Source organism: Candidatus Poribacteria bacterium, from assembly GCA_026702755.1.
Lineage (GTDB): Bacteria > Poribacteria > WGA-4E > WGA-4E > WGA-3G > WGA-3G.
On the sequence record JAPPBX010000003.1, the window covers coordinates 1 to 25,397 of the forward strand.

21 protein-coding genes are annotated in these 25,397 nt (G+C 48.2%); 6 read left to right on the forward strand and 15 right to left on the reverse strand.

The genetic code is table 11. The features are described 5' to 3' along the window. Nucleotides 1-254: 254 nt before the first annotated feature. A complete protein-coding gene (locus OXH39_00735; GenBank protein ID MCY3548955.1) occupies nt 255-929 on the forward strand; it encodes a class I SAM-dependent methyltransferase in 675 nt (224 codons plus the stop codon). A gap of 26 nt (nt 930-955) precedes the next feature. On the opposite strand, the gene OXH39_00740 is transcribed toward OXH39_00735, so the two are convergent. The 10 genes from OXH39_00740 to OXH39_00785 form a co-directional block, all read right to left on the reverse strand. Continuing rightward, nucleotides 956-1,165, reverse strand: a complete 210-nt coding sequence (locus OXH39_00740) for a hypothetical protein (GenBank protein MCY3548956.1) — start codon at nt 1,163-1,165, stop codon at nt 956-958. Nucleotides 1,166-1,458: 293 nt separating this feature from the next. Next, nucleotides 1,459-1,779: an IS630 transposase-related protein gene (locus OXH39_00745; protein ID MCY3548957.1), complete on the reverse strand. Its 321-nt coding sequence runs from the start codon at nt 1,777-1,779 to the stop codon at nt 1,459-1,461. Nucleotides 1,780-1,894: 115 nt separating this feature from the next. Beyond that, nucleotides 1,895-3,058, reverse strand: coding sequence for a glutamate 5-kinase (gene proB / locus OXH39_00750; GenBank protein ID MCY3548958.1), 1,164 nt, complete (start codon nt 3,056-3,058; stop codon nt 1,895-1,897). Beyond that, nucleotides 3,012-4,301, reverse strand: a complete 1,290-nt coding sequence (gene obgE, locus OXH39_00755) for a GTPase ObgE (protein MCY3548959.1) — start codon at nt 4,299-4,301, stop codon at nt 3,012-3,014. The genes proB and obgE overlap by 47 nt, the downstream gene beginning before the upstream one ends. 98 nt (nt 4,302-4,399) lie before the next feature. Beyond that, the gene (locus OXH39_00760; protein ID MCY3548960.1) at nt 4,400-5,851 is read right to left on the reverse strand and encodes a collagen-like protein; all 1,452 of its coding nucleotides are present in this window, start codon (nt 5,849-5,851) and stop codon (nt 4,400-4,402) included. 67 nt (nt 5,852-5,918) lie between these two features. Further along, entirely contained in the window at nt 5,919-6,761 is an 843-nt protein-coding gene (locus OXH39_00765; GenBank protein ID MCY3548961.1) for a collagen-like protein, read from the reverse strand. A gap of 32 nt (nt 6,762-6,793) precedes the next feature. Beyond that, nucleotides 6,794-7,000, reverse strand: a complete 207-nt coding sequence (locus OXH39_00770; GenBank protein MCY3548962.1) for a copper ion binding protein — start codon at nt 6,998-7,000, stop codon at nt 6,794-6,796. A 227-nt stretch (nt 7,001-7,227) separates the two neighbouring features. Continuing rightward, nucleotides 7,228-8,067 (reverse strand): deoxyribonuclease IV, encoded by an 840-nt coding sequence (locus OXH39_00775; GenBank protein MCY3548963.1) that lies wholly within the window; start codon nt 8,065-8,067, stop codon nt 7,228-7,230. 207 nt (nt 8,068-8,274) lie between these two features. Beyond that, entirely contained in the window at nt 8,275-9,291 is a 1,017-nt protein-coding gene (locus OXH39_00780; protein ID MCY3548964.1) for an alcohol dehydrogenase catalytic domain-containing protein, read from the reverse strand. A gap of 121 nt (nt 9,292-9,412) precedes the next feature. Further along, nucleotides 9,413-10,441 carry a Gfo/Idh/MocA family oxidoreductase gene (locus OXH39_00785; protein ID MCY3548965.1) on the reverse strand — a complete coding sequence of 343 codons (1,029 nt, stop codon included), beginning with the start codon at nt 10,439-10,441 and terminating at the stop codon, nt 9,413-9,415. A 178-nt stretch (nt 10,442-10,619) separates the two neighbouring features. Here OXH39_00785 and OXH39_00790 point away from each other — a divergent pair, with 178 nt between their 5' ends. From OXH39_00790 to OXH39_00800, 3 genes are read left to right on the forward strand one after another with little or no spacing between them, the layout of a single operon-like run. After that, nucleotides 10,620-11,399 (forward strand): LamG domain-containing protein, encoded by a 780-nt coding sequence (locus OXH39_00790; GenBank protein ID MCY3548966.1) that lies wholly within the window; start codon nt 10,620-10,622, stop codon nt 11,397-11,399. A gap of 28 nt (nt 11,400-11,427) precedes the next feature. Next, the gene (locus tag OXH39_00795; GenBank protein ID MCY3548967.1) at nt 11,428-13,173 is read left to right on the forward strand and encodes a hypothetical protein; all 1,746 of its coding nucleotides are present in this window, start codon (nt 11,428-11,430) and stop codon (nt 13,171-13,173) included. A 14-nt stretch (nt 13,174-13,187) separates the two neighbouring features. Beyond that, nucleotides 13,188-13,868: a TIGR04283 family arsenosugar biosynthesis glycosyltransferase gene (locus OXH39_00800; protein MCY3548968.1), complete on the forward strand. Its 681-nt coding sequence runs from the start codon at nt 13,188-13,190 to the stop codon at nt 13,866-13,868. A gap of 94 nt (nt 13,869-13,962) precedes the next feature. Here the strand turns inward: OXH39_00800 and OXH39_00805 are convergent, their stop codons facing one another. Together OXH39_00805 and OXH39_00810 are read right to left on the reverse strand one after the other, a co-directional pair. Next, on the reverse strand, nt 13,963-14,829 hold the full coding sequence (locus tag OXH39_00805) for a hypothetical protein (protein MCY3548969.1): 867 nt from the start codon (nt 14,827-14,829) through the stop codon (nt 13,963-13,965). A gap of 361 nt (nt 14,830-15,190) precedes the next feature. Next, complete coding sequence (locus OXH39_00810; GenBank protein ID MCY3548970.1) at nt 15,191-15,931, reverse strand: hypothetical protein; 741 nt, start codon at nt 15,929-15,931, stop codon at nt 15,191-15,193. Nucleotides 15,932-16,090: 159 nt separating this feature from the next. On the opposite strand from OXH39_00810, the gene OXH39_00815 reads away from it, so the two are divergent. Beyond that, nucleotides 16,091-16,999 (forward strand): formylglycine-generating enzyme family protein, encoded by a 909-nt coding sequence (locus OXH39_00815; GenBank protein MCY3548971.1) that lies wholly within the window; start codon nt 16,091-16,093, stop codon nt 16,997-16,999. On the opposite strand, the gene OXH39_00820 is transcribed toward OXH39_00815, so the two are convergent. Further along, the gene (locus OXH39_00820; protein MCY3548972.1) at nt 16,996-18,681 is read right to left on the reverse strand and encodes a CRTAC1 family protein; all 1,686 of its coding nucleotides are present in this window, start codon (nt 18,679-18,681) and stop codon (nt 16,996-16,998) included. The genes OXH39_00815 and OXH39_00820 overlap by 4 nt on opposite strands. 249 nt (nt 18,682-18,930) lie before the next feature. Between OXH39_00820 and OXH39_00825 the strand changes: the two genes are divergently transcribed. Continuing rightward, nucleotides 18,931-20,805, forward strand: coding sequence for a tetratricopeptide repeat protein (locus OXH39_00825; protein ID MCY3548973.1), 1,875 nt, complete (start codon nt 18,931-18,933; stop codon nt 20,803-20,805). Nucleotides 20,806-20,943: 138 nt separating this feature from the next. Here OXH39_00825 and OXH39_00830 read toward each other — a convergent pair whose 3' ends face one another. Beyond that, on the reverse strand, nt 20,944-23,874 hold the full coding sequence (locus OXH39_00830) for a hypothetical protein (protein ID MCY3548974.1): 2,931 nt from the start codon (nt 23,872-23,874) through the stop codon (nt 20,944-20,946). A 129-nt stretch (nt 23,875-24,003) separates the two neighbouring features. Next, complete coding sequence (locus OXH39_00835) at nt 24,004-25,290, reverse strand: hypothetical protein (GenBank protein MCY3548975.1); 1,287 nt, start codon at nt 25,288-25,290, stop codon at nt 24,004-24,006. Between the last annotated feature and the right edge of the window lie 107 nt (nt 25,291-25,397).

Sequence of the window (25,397 nt, forward strand, 5' to 3'; positions counted from 1 at the left end):
AAACATCTTTCGCATCGAATAAAAAATGTAAGGGCAAGTACATTTCTTAGTCCCGTAGGGACGGCATCTCTATAGAAACGTGTGTCCAACAAGACCTAAGCCCCGTAGGGGCGGCATTTGTAGGGACATTCCTATAAAATACAACGAAATATCCCTAAATTGACACTTATGGCGCGGTTTCCTAATCGCACCGATGCAGAGTGTCTAATTAATTCTAAACTTTACTATAATCGCACATCAGGAGACCTTTTCTCATGGCAGACAGAACAGATCCAACCCAAAAAGCGAATCATCCATTCTACTGTCAGTATCGCGCCGTCTATCAATACGCAACACAATTCACACAAGCGCAGCGCGTCTTGGACCTCGGATGTGGCGACGGATACGGTGCCCACCTATTGGCACAACACGCAAAAAAGGTCGTCGCCGTTGACAAACACAAAAAGACCATCCAACAAGCAAAGCAAAAATACAATCTCCCAAATCTCGATTTCTACATCCAAGATGTCTCACAACTTCACAAATATTTCCCTTATCCGTTTGATGTCGTCTGCTGTTTTCATCTCATTGAATACCTAACAACCCCCGAACATTTCTTGGAGGAAGTCGCCAAACGCTTGGTCCACCCCGCAGCAGTGCTTCTCATTTCAACACCGAATCGATATTCTCCACTTCGGGAGTCTACAGGTCTCCAATCGCCCCATCACGAATGCGAATACAACGCCAGCGAGTTCCGAAATCTTCTTTCAATGAATTTTAGAGATGTGACGCTTTATACACTCCAAGGGAGTTCAAAAGTCGAGGAGTTTCAAGAGCTCCAGGCACAGCACATCCACCAGATTTTCAGCTATGATATCCTAAAAATGCGGCACTGGCTCCCCAAGCCACTCTTACGACTGAGTTTTGATGTCGGCGGAAGGTTATTATAGTAGAGTCAATAATTAGTTATACAGTTTTATGATTTGGTCAATAGAGACTTCTGGGTTGTATTGCCGGGTTCGTTTAATGTTAGCAAAATCCTTCTCAATCGGATTGAGTTCGGGAGCATACGGAGGTAAAACAGTAAACTCGCCCCCGTCTCGGCGATGAGCCTCGCCGTCTCAGAACTCTTGTGAAACGACGCATTATCGAGAATCACAACGTGCGTCTCATCAAGCAGGGACATAACTGATGCTCTAACCACACATTGAAGGTGATCGTATCACAGGTTTCCCCTTGAAAAAGCAGAGCCACTGTGAAACAATCTCCGTGCGATCAAAGAGGGGGAGGCATACCGATGTAAACCCGATATTTTATCGCTGACGCAGATACCCTTGGGAGCATAAGCATACCGACGGACATCTGTGTTGGAAAAACCGCTTTCATCAACATAAACAGGGGTTTTACCTCCCACTTCAACTTCAAGTGCCAAGGCATCAAGATAAACTTGACGCTTTGCTGGACATTGTTCCTTATAGGTTAGCGTCTTTTTTTTCGCGTGATATTGAGTTTCTCAAAGGCATAGGAGATACACCCTTTGGAAACACCGAAGTGTTTGGAGCGTTCTGCGAGGGTGGCATCTCGGACTTCGGCGACATGTTGCCGAAGCACATCGTAATCAATGTTTCGGGGGACCTTGGGCCCCGGTTTCTCACGGGCGAAGGGATCTTCAGTTTCTAACCAGTTATAGATCGTCCTTCTTGAAACACGAAAAGTGCGTTCTGCCTCGGCTTTACTGCCCCCGGTATTGACGAAATCGAGCACGCGTTTGCGTAAATCTGTTGAATAGGCCATAATCATAAACGCTAACATAAATTTCAGAAAATGTAAACTTATTTGTTGACTTTACTATAAAAATCCAATTCTCCCGTCGATAGAGGGTTTCAACCGCATTGGCATTGTTTAGTGCATAGTATTAGTCGAGCAATACGAGATTATCCCGATGTATGATTTCATCGTAATCGCGGTAGCCGAGAATGTTCTCAATATCCTTCGTGTGTTTCCCCGCAAGTTTGGCAGTCTCTACAGCATTATAGTTTACCAAACCGCGTGCGAATTCTGTTCCATTTTCAGTGAGACACGAAACCGTATCGCTATAGTCAAAATCACCTTCAACGCGTCGGATGCCTGCAGGCAATAGACTTTTTCCACCTTGTACGAGAGCCTCCTGTGCCCCGCTATCCACAAAGAGCCTACCTTTAGGAGGACGCGAATAAGCGATCCACCGTTTTCGTCCAGAGATACGGGAGTTTGGAAGGAACAACGTCCCGAGAAGCTCACCCTTCAAGAGTCTTGTTACGACAAGTGGTTCCCGTCCGTGTGCCATCACCATCATCTCTCCCGATCCGGTAACGATATCGGCGGCTCGCAACTTCGTCACCATCCCACCTGTGCCGCTCGTTGTGCCAGCTGTCCCAGCGGCTTGCCAGATATTCTCTGAAATAGATGGGACAGTGTGAATCAATTCTGAGTTAGGGTCGTGTCTGGGGTCTGCGGTGTAAAAGCCTGCCTGATCTGAGAGGATAACGAGGAGTTGCGCTTGGGCGAGGTTTGTCACATAAGCGGAGAGGGTATCGTTATCACCGACCTTAATTTCGTCAACAGCAACGGTATCGTTTTCATTGATAATCGGTATTACGTTGAGATGGAGAAGGGCGCGCATCGTATCGTTCATGCGGGTGTAGCGTTCCCGATTAGAGAAATCGTCGCGTGTAAGGAGCATGAGTGCAGCCTGCTGCCCATAGTTGCGAAATAGTTCCTCATAAACCGCCATCAACTGGATCTGTCCAACAGCGGCGGCGGCTTGTAAGCGCGGCAGCGTCTGTGGTCGCTGCTTTAGACCGAGTTGTGGCCAGCCTGCGGCGATTGCCCCAGATGTGACGAGGATAACCTCTACACCGTCCTGTTTCACGAGTGCTAAATCGTGGACAAGCCCATGGAGTGCATCTTCATTGAGGTTCGCACCTTCTGAAATGGTGCTGCTTCCGACCTTCACGACAACGCGTTTCACGTCTGACAAACAGGCGCGTTGTTCAGCCGGATTGCATTGCCCGTGGGCTATAGGTGAACTCAAATTCATCAATCTGAATGGTATCTCCTTCTACAGCACCTGCGCGTTCCAGTGCGTTCATCACTCCCATGTTTTTCAATTTCCGGTACAGTAGGATGAGTGCTTGTTCGTTTTCCATGTCAGTCATGAGGACAGCACGGCGCGGCTCAGCACCGCTAACAATGAAACCCTCCTTGGTCTCAGAAAGTTCAAACCGTGCGCGTGGTTCTGGCGGAAATTCCTGTTCAAAGACAATCGTCGTCTCTGCTTCCTCTCGGGCGCGTGCTTCAAGGTATTGTAAGGAGCGGTAGGCTTGTTGCATAAGTGAATTCACACCCTCACCCGTAACCGCGGAGATCGGAAAAACCTTCCGCTTATCGAAATATGCTTGGACACGTTCCAAATTCGCTGCAGCGTCCGGCATATCTATCTTGTTTAGGGCAATAATTTGCGGGAGTTTTGTCAAGAGTTCGTTGTAATGCTTCAGTTCGAGGTTGAGTTGCTCGTAGTCCTTGATCGGATCTCGTCCATCTGTCGCGCTCAGATCAATGACATGGATCAGCATTTTGGTGCGCTCAATGTGCCGTAAGAATTGGTGTCCTAAGCCTGCTCCTTTGTGTGCGCCTTCTATCAATCCAGGGATGTCGGCAAGAACGAAATTCTGTTCCCGATTGATGCGGACGACCCCTAAATTCGGCCGGAGCGTGGTGAACGGATACGCTGCAATTTTCGGGGTTGCAGCAGATGTTCGCGCCAGCAGTGTTGATTTACCAGCGTTCGGATAACCGACCAGTCCGATATCGGCGATAAGTTTGACCTCAAGGGTTATCTCGCGTTCTGCGCCGGGTTCACCTTTCTCGGCGACACGCGGTGCCTGGAACGTGCTACTCTTGAAGTGGGCATTCCCTTTGCCACCGATCCCGCCACGTGCGACAACGACAGTTTCACCAGGTTCTGTTAAATCTGCAAGGAGTTCCGTTGTTTCCAAGTCTCTGACAATAGTACCAGTCGGCACTCTAATAACGCGATCCGCGCCGTCAGCACCGTCTCGTTGTTTGCCGGTGCCGTGTCCACCCTTTTCAGCAACTTGGCGCGGGTTATGACGCAAATCAATCAGCGTACTCATCCCAAGGGTTGCCGTAAGGATGACGTTGCCGCCACTGCCGCCGTCTCCGCCATCGGGTCCACCGCGAGGGACATATTTTTCTCGACGAAAACTGATACAGCCGTTCCCGCCGTTACCTGCTTTCACCTGAATTTTTGCTGTGTCCATAGACTACACACTTTAAGGTGCTTGATTATTCGCGGAGGTTTTGTACCCCAAACCGCGATCTAACCGAACCTTTCCTCTTTGTTCCTCTGCTGATTGGGCTAATTACCAGGTTCCAGAGGATCATCTTGGAAGGTACTTCCTTCTGGAGTTACCGTGTTCGGAAGCGTAAATGTTGATACATGGTTGGCGGATAGTAAACCCGTTACCCTAATCTCTATCGTAGCCGCAGGAGTTTGACCTTCATACGCCTTAGATGAAACAAAGAACTGAATGTTATGATCCGGATTACCCTGATCATCGATGCCGTCGGCTTGTACCACAAATGTGTCCGCGTTTATATCTGGATGACGGTTACCATCCACATATATCTCAATCCCAAATCCGCTGGTTCCAATTGTAGTTCCACGATGTGTGGGGATTGGATCTTGATAGTATACCCAGACTACCCACCCTACGCTTTTACTTGTATCCAATTCGCCATCCTTTAGAGGGTAAACTCGGTGCGTATCAATAGAACCTGGGGTTGCCGGATCGTCTCCATTGTTGCCACCGCCATTACCACCATTGCCGTTGCCCCCGTTAGTGCCACCGTTGCCACCATTACCATTGGTGCCACCACCATTACCACCATTGCCGTTGCCCCCGTTAGTGCCACCGTTGCCACCATTACCATTGGTGCCACCACCATTACCACCATTGCCGTTGCCCCCGTTAGTGCCACCGTTGCCACCATTACCATTGGTGCCACCACCGTTGCCACCACCATTACCACCGTTGCCATTGCCCCCGTTAGTGCCACCGTTGCCACCATTACCATTGGTGCCACCGTTACCGCCATTACCACCATTACCATTGGTGCCGCCATTACCACCATTACCACCATTGCCACCATTGCCACCATTACCACCATTACCATTGGTGCCACCGTTGCCGCCATTACCATTGGTGCCACTACCATTGCCATCGGTGCCTCCACCGTTGCCACCGTTGCCGCCATTACCATTGGTGCCACCATTACCACCGTTACCGCCGTTGTTGCCTCCACCATTGTTGCCGCCATTATTACCGTTGTTGCGGGTGCCGGGGGGACCACCATTGTTATTACTGCCACCGGTATTGACATCTGGTGGCAAAATAGTACCGAGGTGTTCTTCTAACTCAGTTTCCTCTTGCGCTGTCAATTGTGCCAGAATCTCGGTGGTATCCATTTCCTTTTCTGCTCGCAAAAGAAGCTTGTCCTCATAATAGAACTCATAAATGATGCTCCTGTCATGAATATGGATGATGGGGACGTTAGCACCAGGACTTCCCGGTTCTCCGTGGGGGCCCTGCGGTCCTCTGGGTCCTTGCGGTCCTTGGACTCCTCTGGCTCCCGGGATAACCTTTATGCAAACGGCATCAAACCCCACAAGCAGGCAGGGAGTGTCCTCACCAACCGAGAGACGATACCTGTCTACATTATCAACCGTTAGTATGGGACCTGTATAACGGTTTTCACATCCAGTGACACTCAGAGACACGATAAAAATTGCAAGGGGCAATTTTTTCATCAATTACCTCCGTTTTTAATTAACGTCAGCTCGATTCAAACATTTGTCAATCGCTAAATCACCAATTTTACAGAAGGTTCAGGTGAAACGTAGAATTTACGGGTCTTACACCATCCTGACCGTCTGTCATTGTGAATATTGCCTCATGGTGGGAGAATAAACCAATGACGCTAATAACTATTTCATTTAGTTTCGTTAAAACGAAGAATTGAAGGGCATCTCCGCCGGGACCACCTTTGGTTTGTGCAACTCTCCTTATTACAGGGATTTGGTTACCATTCTCATCTTCCTCGTATGATGCAGTAAGGTTGTGCACAAAGCCACTTTCGTCTCTGGCGCGTACTGTGACCTGAAGTCCGGTATCCACATTAAAATTTGTCCCCGCCCGCTCGGGTGTGTCCCCGAGTCCATCGCCATCTGTATCTGGATATGTTATCCACACGGTCCACCCTACTTTTTGGCGTGTAACTGACTGGGCTGTTGGCACTGTCGGATCATCGTTGTTGCCGCCATCATCCTGATCGCCTTGTTGCGCCGCTAATAATTCTAAGAGTTCGGAGGTGTCCGCTTGCGTCTCTGCTCGGAGGGCAAGTTTGTTTTCATAATAGAATTCATAAATGATGCTTCTTTCATGAATGTGGATGATTGGAGCGTTTACACCAGGACTTCCTGGTTCTCCTTGGGGGCCTTGGGGTCCTCTGGGACCTTCGGGGCCTCTGGGTCCTTGGGGTCCTGGAATAACTTTTATACAGATTGAATCAAATCCATCTTGTAGACATACGTTATCTTGACCAGTACTATGAAGATACTGGTCCACACGGTCAACTGTTAGCATTGGACCTGTGTATGGGATTTCACATCCAATGATACTCAAAGACATTACGAAAATTGCCATGAGTAATTTTTTCATCAACAACCTCCATTTTTACTGCCTCTGGTATGTTAAAGGACCTCGAAACCTGCTGCAGTTATTGCCTCTGTGAGATTCGCAGTTGTAATACGAGAGGCATCAAAATGAACAACAGCCTCCGCTTTGCGCAAATTCACCTTCGCACGTCGAACGCCGGGGAGTTCCTTGAGCGCATCGGTTACAGTTTTGACGCAATGTTGACAGGACATTCCGCCGATCTTTAATTTCGTTTTTTCCATGATGTTATGCCTTTGTTGAAAAACTACGTCCACACGCCGGACAATTCGGTGTGTGCGTCCGGATTGCTAATCCACATTCAGGACAAATCCGCTTTGTTTGAAAGCGTTCCACGAGACGTGATACAATAACGATTCCTAAAAAAAGGATAATAAGAAAGGTTACTTCCCAAAAACCGATAGACACACCTTAATCTCCGCCGGTTTCTACTTCAATACTGTAGACTTGCCTACGCCTTTAGTTGACGCAAAGTCGCGAGGTTTGTCTCGTGCATTGTTTCCATTTGTGGTGTTTCAATAATGAGTGGAATTTCCGCAAATCGAGAATCATTGAGGATATACGCAAATGCTGTTGCGCCGATATTGCCATCTCCAATGTGTTCATGCCGATCTACGCGACTCTGGTAGGTTGATTTTGCGTCGTTGAGATGGAAAGCCTGTAATCGTGTGAGGCCAACAATGTCATCAAACCGATTAAACGTTGTTTCACAGTCAGTTTCGGTCCGCAGGTCATAACCAGCGGCGAAGACATGGCAGGTATCCAAACAGACTCCAAATCGATCTGGGTATTTCGACATACCGATAACATCGCGCAAATGTTCAAAGCAGTAGCCGAGGTTCGTGCCTTGTCCAGCCGTGGTCTCAAGGAGAATAGTGACATCCGGTGCTTCAACGTTTTCGAGTAGGAAATCGAAACTCTCGTTCAACTGTTTTAAGCCGAACGTTTCACCTTCATTGAGGTGCGCGCCGAGGTGTGTAACAATATAGCGGAGACCGAGCATAGACGCAAGTTCCATCTGTTCCTGAAACTGTTGGCGTGATTTCTCAAGCACCTCCGTTTTCGGCGAGGCAAGATTACTCAAGTGAATATCGTGAACAATTACATCTCCAATGGCAGATGCCGTCCAAGCATCACGAAATTTTTCAATTATCGCGGCAGTCGGCGGTTTTGCTTGCCACCGATTCGGATTTCTCAAAAAAATTTGGATCGTGTCACAGTGGAGTTCTTCGCCATTTTTAATGGCATTGTGTAAGCCACCTGAAGTGGACACATGTGCACCGAGAATCATATTTCGGTTGGTATCTCCTTGTGTGCTGTTCTATAGTCACGTTAAAGATACCACAAAAATAGAGGAAAGTCAAAATTAAAAGGCGTTTATACGCCTGTTTACAATTAACGATACATTGTAAACAGGCGAGGTGGAGCGTTTTCCATGCACTGGAAAGATCTACTTATTTTCAGGGTTTACTATAAAAGTTGAACAACAGTATATCCATTACGGATGCACGGCTGTCTTGACACCGAGTCGTGCATCCGCGTTATCGAACGCTGCTAAACCCTCAGCAATCGGAAACCGATCGGTTAACAAAGGCTCAAAATTGAGTGTTTTCTCTATCAGAAGCTGTTTGGATTCTTCAAGGCTGGCGCGGGAAAACGCCCACGAAGCCATTAGTTTGTGGCCCGCATAGTGAAATTCTTCCAGATTGACGCGGAGCTCTTCACCTTCCGGAGCGAGTCCAAAGAAGTTGAGGCACCCACCTCTACGTACCACCTTAAAAGCAAGCGTAATTGCGGAAGTGTCATTAGTGGTTGCAGAGATGACAGTATCAACCCCGCCACGGGTAATCTCTTGGAGCTGTGCGACCCCCTCGGGTGAAGTATCAAAAGTGAGATCAGCGCCGAGGGTTTCGGCAACACTTCTGCGGTGAGGTAACGGCTCCACCACGTAGGTTGCTAAACCGGCGCGCTTCGCCAATTGCGTGAACATCAAACCGATGGGACCGGCACCGAGGATAGCGACGGAATCCTTGAAAAAGGTTTCTTGCATCGCATTCAGGCAACAGCCCAAAGGTTCCAGGAAGAGCAGTTCTTCCGGCGGAATACTCTCCGGTACTCGGATAAGCTTACCCGTATCCACGCCATGCTTTGGCATCCGCATGTATTCGGCATAGCCGCCGTCAATGTCGTGCCCGATGCCTTCAACGGTATTGCAATATTTATCCAAGTCATTCTGGCATTCGGTACACACGCCACAAGAGAGCATTGGATTGACGGTAACCCGTTCTCCAGTTTTGACATCTGGGTGTCGACTCTCTACTATCACGCCTGCGAGTTCGTGTCCCATCACGACGGGTGGTGCATAATCCGACACATCTCCACGCAGTGCAGCGAGGTCAGATGCGCAAATACCGCAGAGGTCCATCTGGATAAGCACATCTCCAGTAGCAAGCGCGGGGATGGGTTTCTCGTGAATACGTAATTGCTGGATTTTCTCAAAAACGATGGTTTTCATATTTTTTTCTTTGATTGGACGGTGAGGTTAAAAGTTTATTGGTAAAAGTCGGAGAAATGAGGATGAGGTCAAAAACTTATCGAGTGAATGCGGGAACCCCATCCTCGAAGCAGATATGCCGCTATTCAAACTCGTAAGGCACCGTCTCCGCTTGATGGGTCTTAGCGGACTTTTCTGCCAGATCCATTACAGCAATAACACGGCGAGCGGATTCCGGTGTAACGAGTAAAGGGGTGCCATCGTTCAAATGAGCGACGATGTTCTGATAGTAGCTCGGTCCAGGTCTGCCGTGATGCCCGACCTCCTGCTCGTTCGGCTGTCCTTCGACTTCGGATAGCACTTTAAATCCGTTGCCTTCGGAGGTAATTGCACCGTGTGAACCGAGCAGTTTCCACCGCGGTCCACCAATTTTCGCGATGTTAGACATCTGAATGTTTGCCATTGCTCCATCTGCGACCACTTTTCCACCTGCGAACCGAATAATCGCTTGGACGTGGTCCTCGTTACTAATATCATCCCAGACGAGGTTCGGTTGATAAAAGCCGGTGATGTTAATCATCGGGGCTTCAAGAACATTGAGCAGCCAATCAAGATAATGGGCACCCCAGTCGTAGAATTGTCCACCGGAGATTGCCTTGACGCTGCGCCACCAATCAGGATTCGGTCTGCCATAACCGCCACCCCACATCTCAACGTTAAAGACTTTACCGATAATACCGGAATGGACGAGTTCGCGAAGTGTCCAAAAATCGGCATCCCATCGCCGATTGTGGTGAACGGACAACATAACGCCGTTCTCTTGAGCGGTTGTGATCATCTCGGTAGCTTCCGCGATTGTAACACACATCGGTTTTTCAACGATGGCATGCTTGCCCGCTTTAAGACTCGCCACGGTTGGCGCACAGTGCAAGCTATGCGGGAGGACGTTGGCGACGAGATCAATCCCGTCATCCGCGTTGAGGTCTTCGACTGTGTTATAGGTGCGGATTCCCGGAAAGTCTTCTTCCGCCGCCTTTGTTCGGTCTGGATCGATGTCACAGACGGCAACACATTCGATGCCCTCGGTGTTTTGCATCATATTTGCATGGGCTCTGCCCATATTAAATGCCGCTCCGTACCCGAGGACGGCACCTTTGATAATATCTGCCATTTGTTTAGCTCCTTCTTTTTCATATATGAATGCCTTATTATAGCATAACCGAGAAAAATTGGACGCAATTTATCAAATTTTCCGAGACGAATATCTGGCGCGAGAAAACTTGACACTCACAGCAATGGCATGCTAAACTATACATCAGAATTCAGTGCTGTAAAAGGAGCAATGGAATATGACTTCAATCAAATGGCAATGCGCGCTTTCATCTGTGTTCTTTATTTTTTCAATAATCGGATCAGGCTTTGCCGCTGGTGGATTTGAGTATCTTCCAGATGAAGCAACGCTTGGTTTGTGGCACTTTGACAACAGCGATGTGTCAGACATATCTGAGAACGAGGTTAAGGGTGAAATAGAAGGGAAAGCCGCGTGGGACGAGAATCAACAATGGAACAAAGAGGATAAGCCCGGAAAATCCTTTGTTTTCGATGGAAATACGGTAATCTCCCTCGGTGAAGCGGATGTGCTTATACCGAAAGTGGAGATCACAATTGAAGCGTGGGTCTATCCTGAAGACTTGACCGGCTGGCGACTTATTTTCACAAACTGGGATGGTCCCCCCGGTGCCTACCATTTAGGGGTCCAAAACGGCATCGCCAAATTCCACATCAATACCGAGAAAGGGACTGCATTCGCTGGTGCGCCAAAACCATTGGAATTAGAGCAGTGGCAGCACGTCGCGGGTATCTATGATTCCAAACAAATTAAACTCTATATTGATGGAGAAGAGGTTGGATCGACGAACCACGGTGGCAAATTAGTGAGGGGTGGGTTTGATGTCATCATCGGAAGCAAGAACACGCGTCAGTTTAAATGGAAAGGTTTGATGGATGAGGTCCGAGTCAGTGATATTGCCAGAGAGTCTGACGTGCTAAGTCCAAACTTGCTTGCACCGCAAGCGGTTGAATTCTCAGAATTGACGCTGCCACTTTTATGGGGATCCCTTAAAAAATAAAAAGCGGAAACATCATCGGGGAAGAATTATGAAGGAACAGGTCGCATCTGCATTAACGCGCGGTACTGCCGCTTTGCTCGCACAACAGAGTGAAGGCGGCAACTTTGAAGGACAACTCTCCTCAAGTACTTTCCCGACCTGCGCGTATGCCTGGATTGAACTTATCCGAAGCGAGACACTGGACCCCGCCCTTACCGAATGGTTTATCGCAAATCAGAACGAAGATGGTGGATGGGGACTCGATACTGCCAACATATCGAATACAGAAGCCACCCTATTTGTCCGCTTAATACTGGAACAGATTCAGAAACAGGCACCTAATCCATCCGTTGAAGAGGGACTGGCATCCGCGCCCAAATCCCTGTCGCAGCTTGCCTTGGTTAAATTGGCTTACGCCGCCTTTAATGAGTTTGATTGGACAGAATTGACGCTATCAGAAAACGCGCTGCCGCTCATGAAACTCGCGAGACAATTGACGAAAATCCCATTCCTCGGTAGTCGGTTGAAACCGCCCAGACACCGGTTGCCACCGGTTGCTCTCTTCAACACCCCAATGTTCGATGCCCTGTTTATCGCCGAACAACATACCCTCGTGCCTGTCTTCATCATGATTGAATTAAATACACGCAAACGCCCTGAAATGATTGCGTCACTCACGGCGTGGTTGAAATCGCATGTCCTCAGCGACGGCAGCTGGTTTCGGGTAAACTATATCACTGCTCTCTCTGTTTTGGCACTCATTGAACTTGAAGAAAAATGGACAGCAGATGAAGAAACCTCGGCATTTATTGAACGCGGAATCGACTGGCTCCGCACGACGCGAAACCCTGATGGTGGGTGCCGAGAGGCACTAAACCTCAATGTGTGGGATACTGCCCTGAGTATCATCGCCCTAACAGAGTATGCTATACATAATGAATCGGGGTTACAAACCCCTCCTACAGATGAACTCACAGATAAAGTGAAACGCGCTGCGCAGTGGCTCATCAAACACCAAAATGCCGATGGCGGATGGGCATTTTCAGGATTAGAGGACAGCACACTTCCGAGTGACGCTGACGATACAGCATTGGGCACCCTTGCGCTGATCCGTTCGCTCTTTGTAGGCACTCCCATCGACCGTGAGGCATTGGATCAGGCAGTTCACCGCGGGATAGGATGGTTAAAGACACAACAGAGTCCCGATGGCAGTTGGAGTACATATCAACCCGGTCAAGGAGATGTGGGTTGCGTGAGCATCACCGCGCATGCTATTGAAGCACTCCTCGCGCTTGAGCAAAGCGATGTTCCTGATAAACCAGATGTTCAGAGTGAGATAAATCGTGGAATCCATTGGCTTCGCCGACAAATACATCGAGACGGGTATTGGAGAGACTTATGGCTGGCGAAAGATACGTACGGCACCGCCTGTGCCATAATGGTGCTCATCAAAGCCGGACAGGAAAGTGTCCCTGAAGTCCAGCGTGGTGTCGAATGGCTTGAACGCACCCAAAATGCGGATGGAGGTTGGGGAGAGGATATGTTTGGGAATCCAACCGAAAGCACAGTCGAGCAGACGGCTTGGAGCACTTATGCTCTCCTACTCGCCAATCCAGAAAAACACGCCGCTAAAGAAGGCGTAGCGTTTTTACTCGAACACCAACGAGAAGATAACTCATGGCCCGAGCAATGTGTCGGTATCTATTGGGAGATCATCGGCGGCTACGCCGACCCGATTTATGCGTCTGTCTTTCCGATACTTGCTTTGTGTCAGGCATCGCAAACAAACCTTTAGGTCCGCGCATGGCGATGGTACGGAAAATATCGATTATTATCCCCATCCTGAACGAAGCAAAGATTTTAGAAAAAACGCTGTCTCAACTCCGGTCGGAACAGGAATACCACGAACTTATCATCGTAGATGGCGGAAGTACTGATGGTTCAATCCATATCGCCGAGAATTATGGAAAGGTGCTAACATCAGGGCGTGGAAGGGCAAAGCAGTTAAACGCAGGTGCGGCGGCAGCGACAGGGGACATCCTAATTTTCCTACACGCAGATATTTGGCTTGAGCCGGGGGCATTGGCAGCAGTAGAAACCGCGCTGTCATCGGGTTACATCGGTGGTGGGTTTCAACAGAAGATTGACGAAAAAAGTATTCTCTATCGTATCATTGAGATATCGGGGAACATCCGAGGCAGATACCTGAAGGTATTTTACGGGGATAGCGGTATCTTTCTCGCACATGCCGACTTCAATAAAATCGGGGGTTTCCCAGAGATTCCAATTCTGGAGGAGATGGAATTTTCAAAAGGAATGCGGAAACTTGGGAAAACAACACTCGTCAGCCCTTGTATCCATATCTCTCCCCGACGCTGGGAAACTGGCGGTATTGTCCGGACGACGTTAAACAACTGGCTCATTACTTTCCTCTATTTCCTTCGGATTTCACCAGAGAAACTCGCGAGACTCTATAGCCATATCCGGTAGTCGCAATTATCTTACGAGGAAGTGGGAAAAAGAAAAAATGCCTCTGCACTGTTTGGACGGCACAGAGGCATTTTCTTATACAAGATGTACGAAATTAACGACCCGCCTTGAGTGAACCCCAAGTTGTCGCTAACTTGTTCTTGGCTTCAACATCAAATGTACCATTTTCTGAGAGCCAATTGTTGATGAATTCAACGACGCCAATACCGCGGATATCCGGTTTTTCTGGCCATTCGGGTTTTCCTACCTGCCACATGGCTGCAATCATGCCAGTCCCATCTTTGCCAGGTGACTTGCTGATTGCAACTGCTGGATCCGCCGTATTTTTATCTGCTTCAGCAAAAGCAACGACATCCCAATCCGATTTCTCGAACTGCTCCAGATGCCATGGACGGGTGGATTTAAAGGGCTTGAATGAAGGGATAGCCTTTTTCCCTTCAGCAGTCGCTTCAAAATTAGCACCCCGATCGCTAAAAGTTAACCCAGGGATATCAAAGACATTGGCAGCACCGTCTGCCCCATTATTTGGACTCCGTATCCCGCCCTCGTAACTCATGTAGAAGATCCAATCCGCCACGTTAATGACAACGTTGCCTTCTTCAATGAAGTTCTCTACATTGGAGCCATCAGGATCTTTGTTTGGAAACTGATAAAGCCCGCTCGGCGTGGTTCCACAGGCAAGGATAATAACATCCTGTTGACCGTTGCCAGTATGTTCCACACACCATTTTGCGAGCGGAGAATTGTCGCCGACTTCATCGCCATCACCGAAATCTTCAATACTGTTAAACAGCGCCTTAATGCCCGGATCGCTCTTAATTACCTTGACATTCTCAGCAACTGCCTTGTCGGAAATCCAACCGGGGTTGGTTGGTCCCGAGTAAAACGCCAAATCGTTGGCTGAGACCATAGCCATACCACCCACAAGGGCGAAAATGACTATACTTACATAGAGTTTCATGATATCCAATACCTCCTGTCTGGTTGCCATCAGTATAGGTTCTGACCTATCTCTATTTGTTGCGGTGGATCGTTAATATGCCACCCCAACACTTGTCATAGAGTTGCCAAAGAGACAATGGGCGAACAGCTTCGATTTTCCCCAGGATGTCACCACACTGTCTTGGATCTCTATAACGGTTGTGATACTTCTGTGTTCTACGAGTCAATTGTTTGTTGATAAATCATTTGCCCGCAGAATACTTTATCAGAGTGTACCTTAAAATGCAAATTAGTGTCAACAATTTTTTGCAGAAGATAACAATGTTTAGCGTCACCTCTGCCTTTTAGCATCAAAATGCTTAGACACCTTTTTCGTGGGTTCAGAACGACTTTCGCTTGAGGTTTGCCCACGTTACAGCAAGTTTGCCTTCCGGTTCAACAGCGAGGTTCACCTCACGCGGGTTATCGTAAAGGAACAGGTTATCAATGTAATAGTGCTGGAGCTGGTTGGTGTGAATTCCGAGCACACCCTTAGGATGAAGATTCTTGTCATCCCTCCACTCAGTAACCTTTTCATAGACGAGTTCGCCCTGTTTCTTTATATGGAGTTGAAAGTTGTTGTCATCCCCGAGTAACGCCAGCGTGTACCACTCCTTTGTCGTAACAGGAAACGGGAATTCGGCTCTGAAATCACGATACTCGTTCCAGGTACCCCGGTCATTCCCTTCACGCTTGTACCAACGCGCGGAGTTCGGGCGACCGAATCCATTCTCAGGCGTGATAATTAATTGATAGAAGTGTAAGTCTTCGTTAGCGCGAAACAGGAGCTCCATCTTGCTGGGAAAATCATCATCGTTAAACAGATAGAAATCAAGGCGAAGCCCGAAATCTTCAAATTCTATCAACCCATATCCAAAATCCGCTTCTCCGTTGCCATCTCCGCCGAGCCTCTCGATTTCCAGGTGACCGCCCTTTACTTTCCAGGACTCGTCCTGACCTTTCCAATACTTATTGTTAAGTTTACCTTTAAAATCATCCGCTACGAGAAGTTTTGCATCACTCATACGACACAAAAACAGAACAGATGCTATCAGGTAAAAAAGAATAGTAACTTTTCGCACGGTAGTTACCTCCTTCTGTATCAGATTTTTTTAATTATAATTTATTTTGTCGGAATTTGTCAAGAATTGTTTAATATTTTTTCAGAAAAGTAAAATCTCTCTATTGCGATGTAGGGATATTCATGATAAAATAACCCAAATTGGTAAAGGTGTATGAAAATGAATTTCAAGTGCAAAATCGTTCACCGATGGATCGAAAACAGGCGCATTTTCATTCTTCTCTGTGTCTATTTTTTCATCTGTAATAGTCCAGTGTTCACCGAACCCTCTCCTGTCATTGTCAACGAAATTGATGGCAGTGAGATGGTTCTGATTCCATCGGGGACCTATCTCATCGGAAGCAGATCGGCACAAACCACTGCTTTGATCAACAAGGACGCACGACTCGCTGAGGATTTTTTCGAGGTGGAACACCCACAACACGCTGTGTCCCTATCCGCCTTCTACATCGATCGTTACCCTGTAAGTAACGCACAATACGCTGCGTTTATCGCAGCAATGAATCACCCGACTCCAAAATACTGGAAAGACGCACCACAAATGGGCGCAGAAAAACCATTTCCTGTAGGTGCTAACAACGCGACACATCCCGTTGTCGGTGTCTCTTACGCTGATGCTTTGGCATACTGTGAATGGGTGGGCAAACGACTGCCTACAGAGGCAGAATGGGAGACGGCGGCACGCGGTGGACTTGTCAATCAGAACTATCCGTGGGGGAACGAATCCTCTCGAAACCATGCGAACACTGTTGGTATTTGGGGAAAAGATAGGTGGCACTGGACCTCGCCCATCGGAAGTTTCTCGCCTAATGGATACGGGTTATACGATATGGCAGGCAATGTGTTTGAATGGTGCGCTGACTGGTACGCGCCGGATTACTATCAGCACAGCCAACCTGAAAACCCGCGGGGACCCGAAACAGGACAGACCCGTGTACTACGCGGCGGTTCGTGGAGCAACAATCTCTTCGGTATCTATCAGATGCGGTGCGCTTATCGGTTTCACGCGCGTCCAGAAACCCGTAATTTAACCATTGGCTTCCGATGCGTCACAACACCGTCCCCTTAATAGGGTTCAATCTGATTCTCACCCTCTATAATTTTCAGGAACCGATTCACAGGCACTTCCGAAAATTTCTGAACGCTTCCATTCTGCCACCGAATTTCTAATGCGACACTTTCCGCTGCCCCGATCCCAAAATGTAAACGCAAATCGTTTTGTGAGAGATAACTTGAACCGCTCCGGACCTCCCGCACCTGAATGTGCGCACCGGCTTTGACAAGCACTCGCGTCCCAATCGCCGCTCGGTTAGAGACAGTCCCTAATAGTTTAAGGGTCATCCAATTCCCTGAACTTTGTCCGCCATCGTTCCGCAGAATATCCACCCGTTCACCGACGTTTGACACCACCAGATCCAAATCCCCATCATTGTCCAAGTCTCCGACGGCACTGCCGCGGCTGGAGCGTTGCAATGCAAATCCTGGACCGCTTCCTGCTGTGACATCCGTAAATGTGCCATCTCCCTTGTTCCAAAACAGGTGATTGCGTTGCGCATAGGTGGTCGAACTATCAATAAGTACCACATTATCGTGGATATGTCCATTCGCAACGAAGAAGTCTTGAAACCCATCTTGGTCGAAGTCAAAGAAATTGACCCCCCACGCCAAATAAGGCAGACTGACGGCACCAGTGCCAGACGAATAGGTCCGATCTGTGAAGAACTCACCCGCGTCGCTGTGGTAGAGCGTATTCGTCTGATGCTGAAAGTTAGTGACAACGAGGTCTAACCATGTATCGTTATCGTAATCGCCGAAAGCCACCCCCATCCCGTTTTCGACCAATCCATGCTCACTCAGTGCCACGCCAGCAAATTGACTCTGTTCTTGAAATCGTCCGCTTCCATCGTTGTTATAGAGGAAGTTGGCATCCGCGTCATTTGCTACATAGAGATCGGCATCCCCGTCTGCGTCATAATCGCCGAAGGTGACACCGAGGCCTCGCGCAGCGAAGTTGTCAAAACCAGCGTTCTGTGTATCCTCTATAAAGGTGCCATCACCGTTATTGCGAAAAAAAACATCTTTCACCCCGTCATAAGTGCGAGGACTACAGTGAACCAGAATCCCTTTGACGCGACACGGTGTGTGCGTCTCCACAGAAAAGTCAACATAGTTTGCAACGTAGAGATCAAGGTCGCCATCTGCATCCACATCTCCAAAGGCACATCCCGCGCTCCACTCAGAAACCGCCACGCCTGCTTCTGCCGTCCGATCACTAAAAGTTCCGTCGCCACTGTTTCGGTACAGAACATTAGCACCGAAGTTGGTGACGTACATATCAAGCCAACCGTCGTTATTGTAATCACCGACACAAACACCAACACCATAGCCTTGATGTCCAACCCGACTTGCTTCGGTTACATCAACGAAATGTCCCGTGCCATCGTTGCGGTAGAGGCGATTCATCGCACCTGTAGTTGTATCAGGTGAATCCAAATTGGTTCCGTTGACGAGATAAATATCGACATCATTGTCGTTGTCATAATCGAACAGTGCGACCCCGGAACCGAGTGTCTCGACAAAGTACTTCTTGTAGCTGCGGCCATCCTCGTGCCGGAACACCACACCGCTCTCCGCTGTGACATCCGTAAACCTAACAGTTGGTTGTCCGTCTCCATTAGAGACAATGAAAAGACACAGAAGAAGTGGAAGCACGGTCTTTCTAAAAAAACGCCTATAGACGCGATCCCTCATCGCAATCTGTTCTCCTAATTTTTACAAAAGATAAGTCAAAGTGCTTTTACACCAAGGCATTATACGCCACCCGTGTATAGAAGTCCAGTATCTTTCGCTCCTGTTAAGTTGCAATAAAACGGTAAACTCGCTAAAATATAGCAGGATTTACGCAGCATCCTTTGCTGGCGAGGTTTCAAACCTCGCCAGCGGTGTATGGACCATTGGAGAGTTCAACCTGTCTCGCAAACGTGCAAGGAAGATGAATTGATGCCTCCCCGTCAAGTTCTATTTTGGATTTGTGTCTTGCTCATTACGATTGGTAACACAACTGTCGCAAACGAAAAAGCGATGTCCCTGTTCTCTCAGGGTGTCCAGGAATTACACGCCGGAGAGTTAGACGCTGCGCTTGAAAAATTTGAACAGGTTACAACAATCGCGCCTGACTTCGCAGATGCTCACTACCATCTCGGACTTGCTTACTATCAGAAAACGGAATATCGAAAAGCGATTGATGCCTTTACGCAAACCTTAAAACTTCTTCCTCGCGACACAGAGGTGCTTATCAAGTTAGGGTTGGCTTCACACAAAGCAGCCGAGGCAGATGCCATAGCCCGCCTTGCGAGACGAACCTTGCATGAACGGGCAGTCAAAGCCTATCAAACTGCGCTTGAAATTCAACCGCATAACGTAGAAGCACTGAACAATTTAGGGCTTGCCTATCAGGAATTGGGTCGCTTTAGCGAAGCAATCGTAGTGTATGAGGAAGGATTGACACTTAACCCAGACCTGCCGCAACTGCATGCTAATCTGGCAATCGCTCGCGACTTACAGGCTGGCGTTTATTCACTTGCAGCGTATCAACACTACAAGGTAGGAACACGAGCGAAGCGTGCAGGACGGACGGAAGCAGCAATAGCAGCATGGAAACAAGCCATTGCTGAAAGTCCGAAGTATCTACAAGCATATCTTCAGTTGGCTGAACTTTATTTTCAAAGCACCGAATACGAATCCGCAATTCGCACTTACCTTTCGGCAATCGCGTTGATATCCGAAAGGGTGCCTTCTCAGCGTTCAGGCACAGCAGATATCTTCTATAACCTCGGCAATAGTTATCTCTATGCGCAGCAATTGGAATCAGCAGTCTCCGCCTATCAACAAGCAGTGGAACTGAATCCTGAAATAGTCGGTGCTTGGGCAAACATGGGCACGGTGTTGCTTGAAATGGAGAGGTTTGATGCGGCTATCGCGGCATGTGCGTCGGCATTAAAAGCAAATGCCACTGTGTTCTCTTCAGGGAAAGGCACGCTCATTTCACCATCTGAATTAAATGCGATTGAATTCACACGCAACACTGCTCAAGATATTAAAGACGGTGAATACACGATGCAGGCGTATCGGACATGGAGACGAGGGATTTCAGCGAGAAATGTGGGAGATATACCGACTGCGCTTAGATTGTGGGAGCAGGCAGTAACCCTAAGTCCACGTTATGCGGTGGCACACGAGAACTTAGCGTGGGTCTACTTCAACCTAAAACGATTCGACGATGCAATCCAATCGTGCAAAACCGTTCAAATGATCCGTCCCAATCCACAGGTTGCCCAATTACTTACGTTCGCCAACGAACTTAAAGCAGGAAAATACTCGTTTGAAGCCTATCAACTGTGGGAACAGGGACGGCGTGCCAGCGCAGCAGGCAATCTGACGGAGTCGGTTACGCTGCTCTTGAAAGCAATCGAGGTAGGTCCGGAGTTTGCGGCAGCATACAATACATTAGCGTGGCTCTACGCTGATAAATTGGGAACGAACTTAGCAGAAGCAGAAAAGTTGGCGAGACGAGCGCACAAGCTTGATCCGAACGCAATACATATTTACGATACGCTTGGATGGATATTGCACAAACAGGGACGGCACACAGAAGCCCTCAATGCCTTCAAGCAGGCACTTGAGCGCACCCCAAACAATCCCGAATACCTATACCACGCCAGTTTAGCGGCAATAGAAAGCGGACAATCCTCTCAAGCGTTGAAATACCTCGCCGAGGCGATTGCCCTTGACAAGGCACTCATACAGAGAATGCAGACCCAGCGTGAATTCGATGCTATCCGTTTTACCCCGGCATTCCGAAACCTCGTTCGGTAACCGCGGCATGGTTGTCGGTTTGCCTCGCAGTGAGAGTCTTCGGTTAAGAAACCTTGTGGCAGTGACCCCAAAGACCCCCCACAATAAACCTCTTTAACCGATAACTGATAACCGTTTGTTGTGCGACTCTGACAATACCTACTCTTCCGAAGTCTCTTCCTCCATTCGGGTGGTTCCGTTACTCTGCCAATTATCCGCTTTCTCCTTGAGTCTCTCGATGTCTTCAGAGTTCTTGATGTCAACAATGTGGGGTGTAATGATGATAACAATTTCAGTATCCTCGACAGCAGTTTCAGTATTTTTGAAGAGCCGACCAATCAACGGAATGTCACCTAAGATCGGAAGTTTGTTCTCCACCTGCTTCTGCTTTTTACGGATAATACCACCGACAACAATCCGTTGCCCATCTTCAACATCAATGTAGACGCTGAGCGAATTATCATCGGTAATAGGTGCGTTGAAGTCGGTAAACTCAATAAAGTTACTGGCACTGATGTTTGTAATATCCAACCCGATAGTGCGTTTACCATCCTTACCTGCTTGCGATTTGGCAATATAAGGTGTAAGCGAGATATTGATGCCGACAGGTGGATCAATAAAATCGTAGTTGAAGAGCGGTTGTGAGACCGTCTCACCCAAGATACTGGTGGTATCAACACTCTGGAGGAACGGAATACGGCGACCACTACTCCACGTGGCGGCTCTGGAATCTCGTGTCAAAAGCACCGGTGTTGAGAGGGTTTGCACCTTGTTCTCGCGCATAAGGGTGTGGAGAAGTGCCATATACTCCTTGGTTGCCAAACCGAGGTTAAACCCTGAGATTTCCTGATCGAGTCCGAGTTGTGCGTCAAGTTCTCCGATAAGTGGATTTCCGGGTCTTGGAGATACACCGAAAATTTTGTTCTCTTTCGCTGTGAGTTCAATGCCGAGTTTAGTGGTCTCGTCAAGGGTGACTTCAAGAATTTGAATGTCGATCCAGACCTGACCTCGGACGAAGTCTAACTCCTTAATGAGTGCCATGACATCCGGCAGGTATCGCTGCTGCGTTGTGATAATCAGGGAATTCGTGTCGGGATCAGCAAAAACAGTGACTTTTCCACGTAAGGAATTAATGTCTTGCTGTTGTTGTCTTCCACCTGAGGCAAAGAACGCCCTAAAGCTAAAACCGCCATCTTCTTCGCCTGCCCAAACCTGCTCGAGGACTAACTGAAGCTGCTCAGCACTGCCATACTCAAGTCGAATCGCCTTAGTAATCTCTTTCTGTCCTTCCGGTGTAGGGACATCCATGGAATTGATAAACTCTGTGATGAGCTCGAAGTTACGTTGTGTAGCAGTTGAGACAATGACAGCGTTAAGCGTAGGATACGCTTCAGCAGTGACGTTCCCTGCCAATGACCCTTGCGTTTGATTACGGTTACGTTCAGCAAGGAAAAAGAAGAAGTTTCCAGTGTTGCTGGAGCTCCCTTGATAGACGTTGTTGATGGTAGCCGCAACGTTATCTGCGTCAGCAAATTTAAGTTTATACATGCGGGTCCCCCACTCCTGGTCCGGCATGTTGACATCAAGTCTTTTGATGAGCGAATCAATGGTTTCAAAGTTCTGGGCACTCGTTGATATGAGAATAGCATTGAGGCGTGAGTCAGCAACGAGATGAACCTCGCCTTGGACCCCGAAACCAGCGTTTTCAGTCGGTTCCCGGTCCCGGCGACGCCACCAAGGGAGGTCCCTATCTGCGCCTGCACTGCCACCTTCAAAAAGGTCTTGCAGATTTGGAGTAAGGGTTTCAGCATCAGCATACTTAAGAAAATAGAGTCTGATTTCTTCTTGGGTTTGCTCTTGGTCAAGCTCATTGATAACTTTTTCGATGATAGAAAAGTTACGTGGGTCGGAGGAGACAACGATAACGTTGAGCCGATCATTGTGAGAGACGTTGACAGTGCCGACGATCCCTTCTTGGTCAAGTCCCTGTTCGCGTCGCCAGTTCGTTAATTTTGCGCGATCCCAAGCATCCATTCTGCGGCGGTCATTTCCAACCTCACCGGTGAGTACTTCTTGGAGGGTTTGCGCGACATCCTCAGCGGCTGCATATTGAAGCCGAAAAGTGCGAATCTGGGTTTGTGAGGTAGGTGAGACATCGAGTTCCTTGATGATCTCTTGCAGGAATACCAAATTTGCCTCAGAGGCTTTAAGGACGAGTGAATTGGAGTTAGGTTCCGGGATAATCTTGATGGTGCCATCAAGAACTTCGTAGCCGGTGCCGTCAGCCTTCATCTGTTCCGCTGCAGCTTTCGCCTCTTCTGCAGTAATACGGGCACCACCGCTTTCAGGTTTACTCTCGTCGCGTCCTTCGCCTTGCTGCAAAACGTTTGTGAGCGCTTGTGCTAATGAATTAGCATCCGCATAAACCAGTGGATAAATGAGAATCTTTAATGGGAATCTTTCACCTTCGTCAGCAACTTGTAGAATTGCAACGATTCGGCGTATATTGGAGGAGACATCGGTGATGACAAGCGCGTTTGTTCCGCTATCGGCGGAAATATGCGCCTGCTTGTTGAGCAGGGGCTTAAGGGCGTTTACCTGTTGTGACGCAACAACATTCGTCAATCGAATGATATAGGTTTGGATCTCATCAGTCATTTCAACGAGTTCAGGGTTCGGCGGGATGCTTTTAACAACGCCTTTTGTCGCCAGCGCACGCGCAAAGGTTGTGACGAGGAGTGTACTATCGGTTCGAATGAGCGTGAGGTCATATTGTGTTAGGACAGTTTTGATTTTTTCAATGACTTCATCAAGTGTTACGTTTCTGAGATTCGTGAGTGCGAACCTTTTATCTCTAATGTCTTCTTCACTTGCGATGATGGTGAGGTCAGCCTCTCGCGAGAGCCATTCCAAGAGTCCTTTAAGTTCTTGGCTTGTAAAGTTAAAGTCGAAACGGATTGCACGCCCCTGTTCGTCAGTTTCAGCGACACGCATTTCGGGCTGCTGTTCCTGCGCATAGAGTTCAGCAAGCCCAACAATGAGCAATCCTAAACAAAGTAATGAAATAAATGAGAGCCGTTTTCTTCGCATAACATCCAATCCTTTTTAGTTATCAGAGGAGCAATCATCAGTTAAAGAGGTTTGTTGTGTGGGTAACCGTTATGGCCACTGCCACAAGGTTTCTTAACTGAGAACCGACAATTATTCCTTTGACGACTATTAAAATATACGAGCGATGAGGAGGATATCCACATTTAAATTTGTTGCGCCACGATCTTCGGAGTTCCGTCCGCGTCCCGCTGAGCGCTCCGTTGTCTGTTTATCGGCAGAGATCCGCAAATCGCGCACCGTGAGCCATTTGGCACCCGTTTCAATGAGGTGATTTAAGTTAACCAGTTTTTCGAGATCTGTTTTGAATTTCATTTCAACTGTGTAGTGTTCGGTTTGATACGTTAGTGGTGCTAACGCCAGCTGCTCTAAAAGTGTCGCGCGCCGCTGCTGAATTTGCTCTATGTATCTGACAAGCGCATATTGGAGTTGATCCATATCCAACGACTCGTCGGTGTAAGCGTCTGGTGCCTGTGTGAGAATCTCTAAAAGGATACTGTCCGTTCGCAATTGGGTTTCGACAGTAGCAGGCTTTGCCCCGATCCCGAAGATACCGGATGTGGCGGCGGTTCTGACTTTATGAACCTGTGTTTCAAAGAAATCCTGTCTGGAATCTGCCGCACCTCGAAGCTGCCGCGTCAGCATGCCCTTGATAACCCCTGCGAGCTTAATTCGGATTGAGGCTGGTATTAGCTCTGGGAGCGAAGCGAATTCCCACTCCGCCGCAGCGTCTGCCGGATACATCGCCTTCTCCTTATTACTCGCGAGTTCTACTTTCTTTGTTGATGAATCCGTCTCAGACATTGAACCCTCTGTTTTATCTGATCCGGTATCCGTTTCATCTTCTGTCCCTGACAACCACGCATCCATTAGTGCATTGTATGCGTCGTCTTCCGACTCTTGTTCAACCATTTCTGTGAGTTCTGCTTCTTCCGTCTCTATATGTTTGAGATAATGATAGAGGACAAGATTCGCTCGGTTCTCCACCGTTAGTTTTTGAGTTTGTTTAGCGGTTCCGGGTTTCGTGAGAAGTTGATAATTCTGCTGAATACCAGCACGTCTGACGAGTGCATCAATACGGGATCTGATGACGGTCTCTGGAAGTTCAGCATCAAAGAGTGTAGCAGTGCGTTGTGTGTCCGTACGTGCCTGCTGATTCGATTCAGGTGCTAACCCGGTTTCCTTGTAAATCTCAGATTCAACAGGTTTGAGTACTTCGGCAGCACGCACCAAATCTTCAGTCTTTAACAACTGTTCCTGCTTCGCCTTAGCGTCTTGATTCGCAAATAAGCGATAAAAGGCAGGTCCGCCCTGTATCGCGAGCAAAATGAGGAGTAATCCCCCCAAGATACCAAGCAATATTCGGCTCCGTGGCGTTAATTGGAGATCCAGTTCCATAAGTCAATCCTTTTGAAATAGTTACGAGTCATCAGGAACGAGTTATCGGTTAAAGAGCAACGAGCGTATGAAATGTTCCCTCTTTAACTGAAAACTGGTAACCAGTA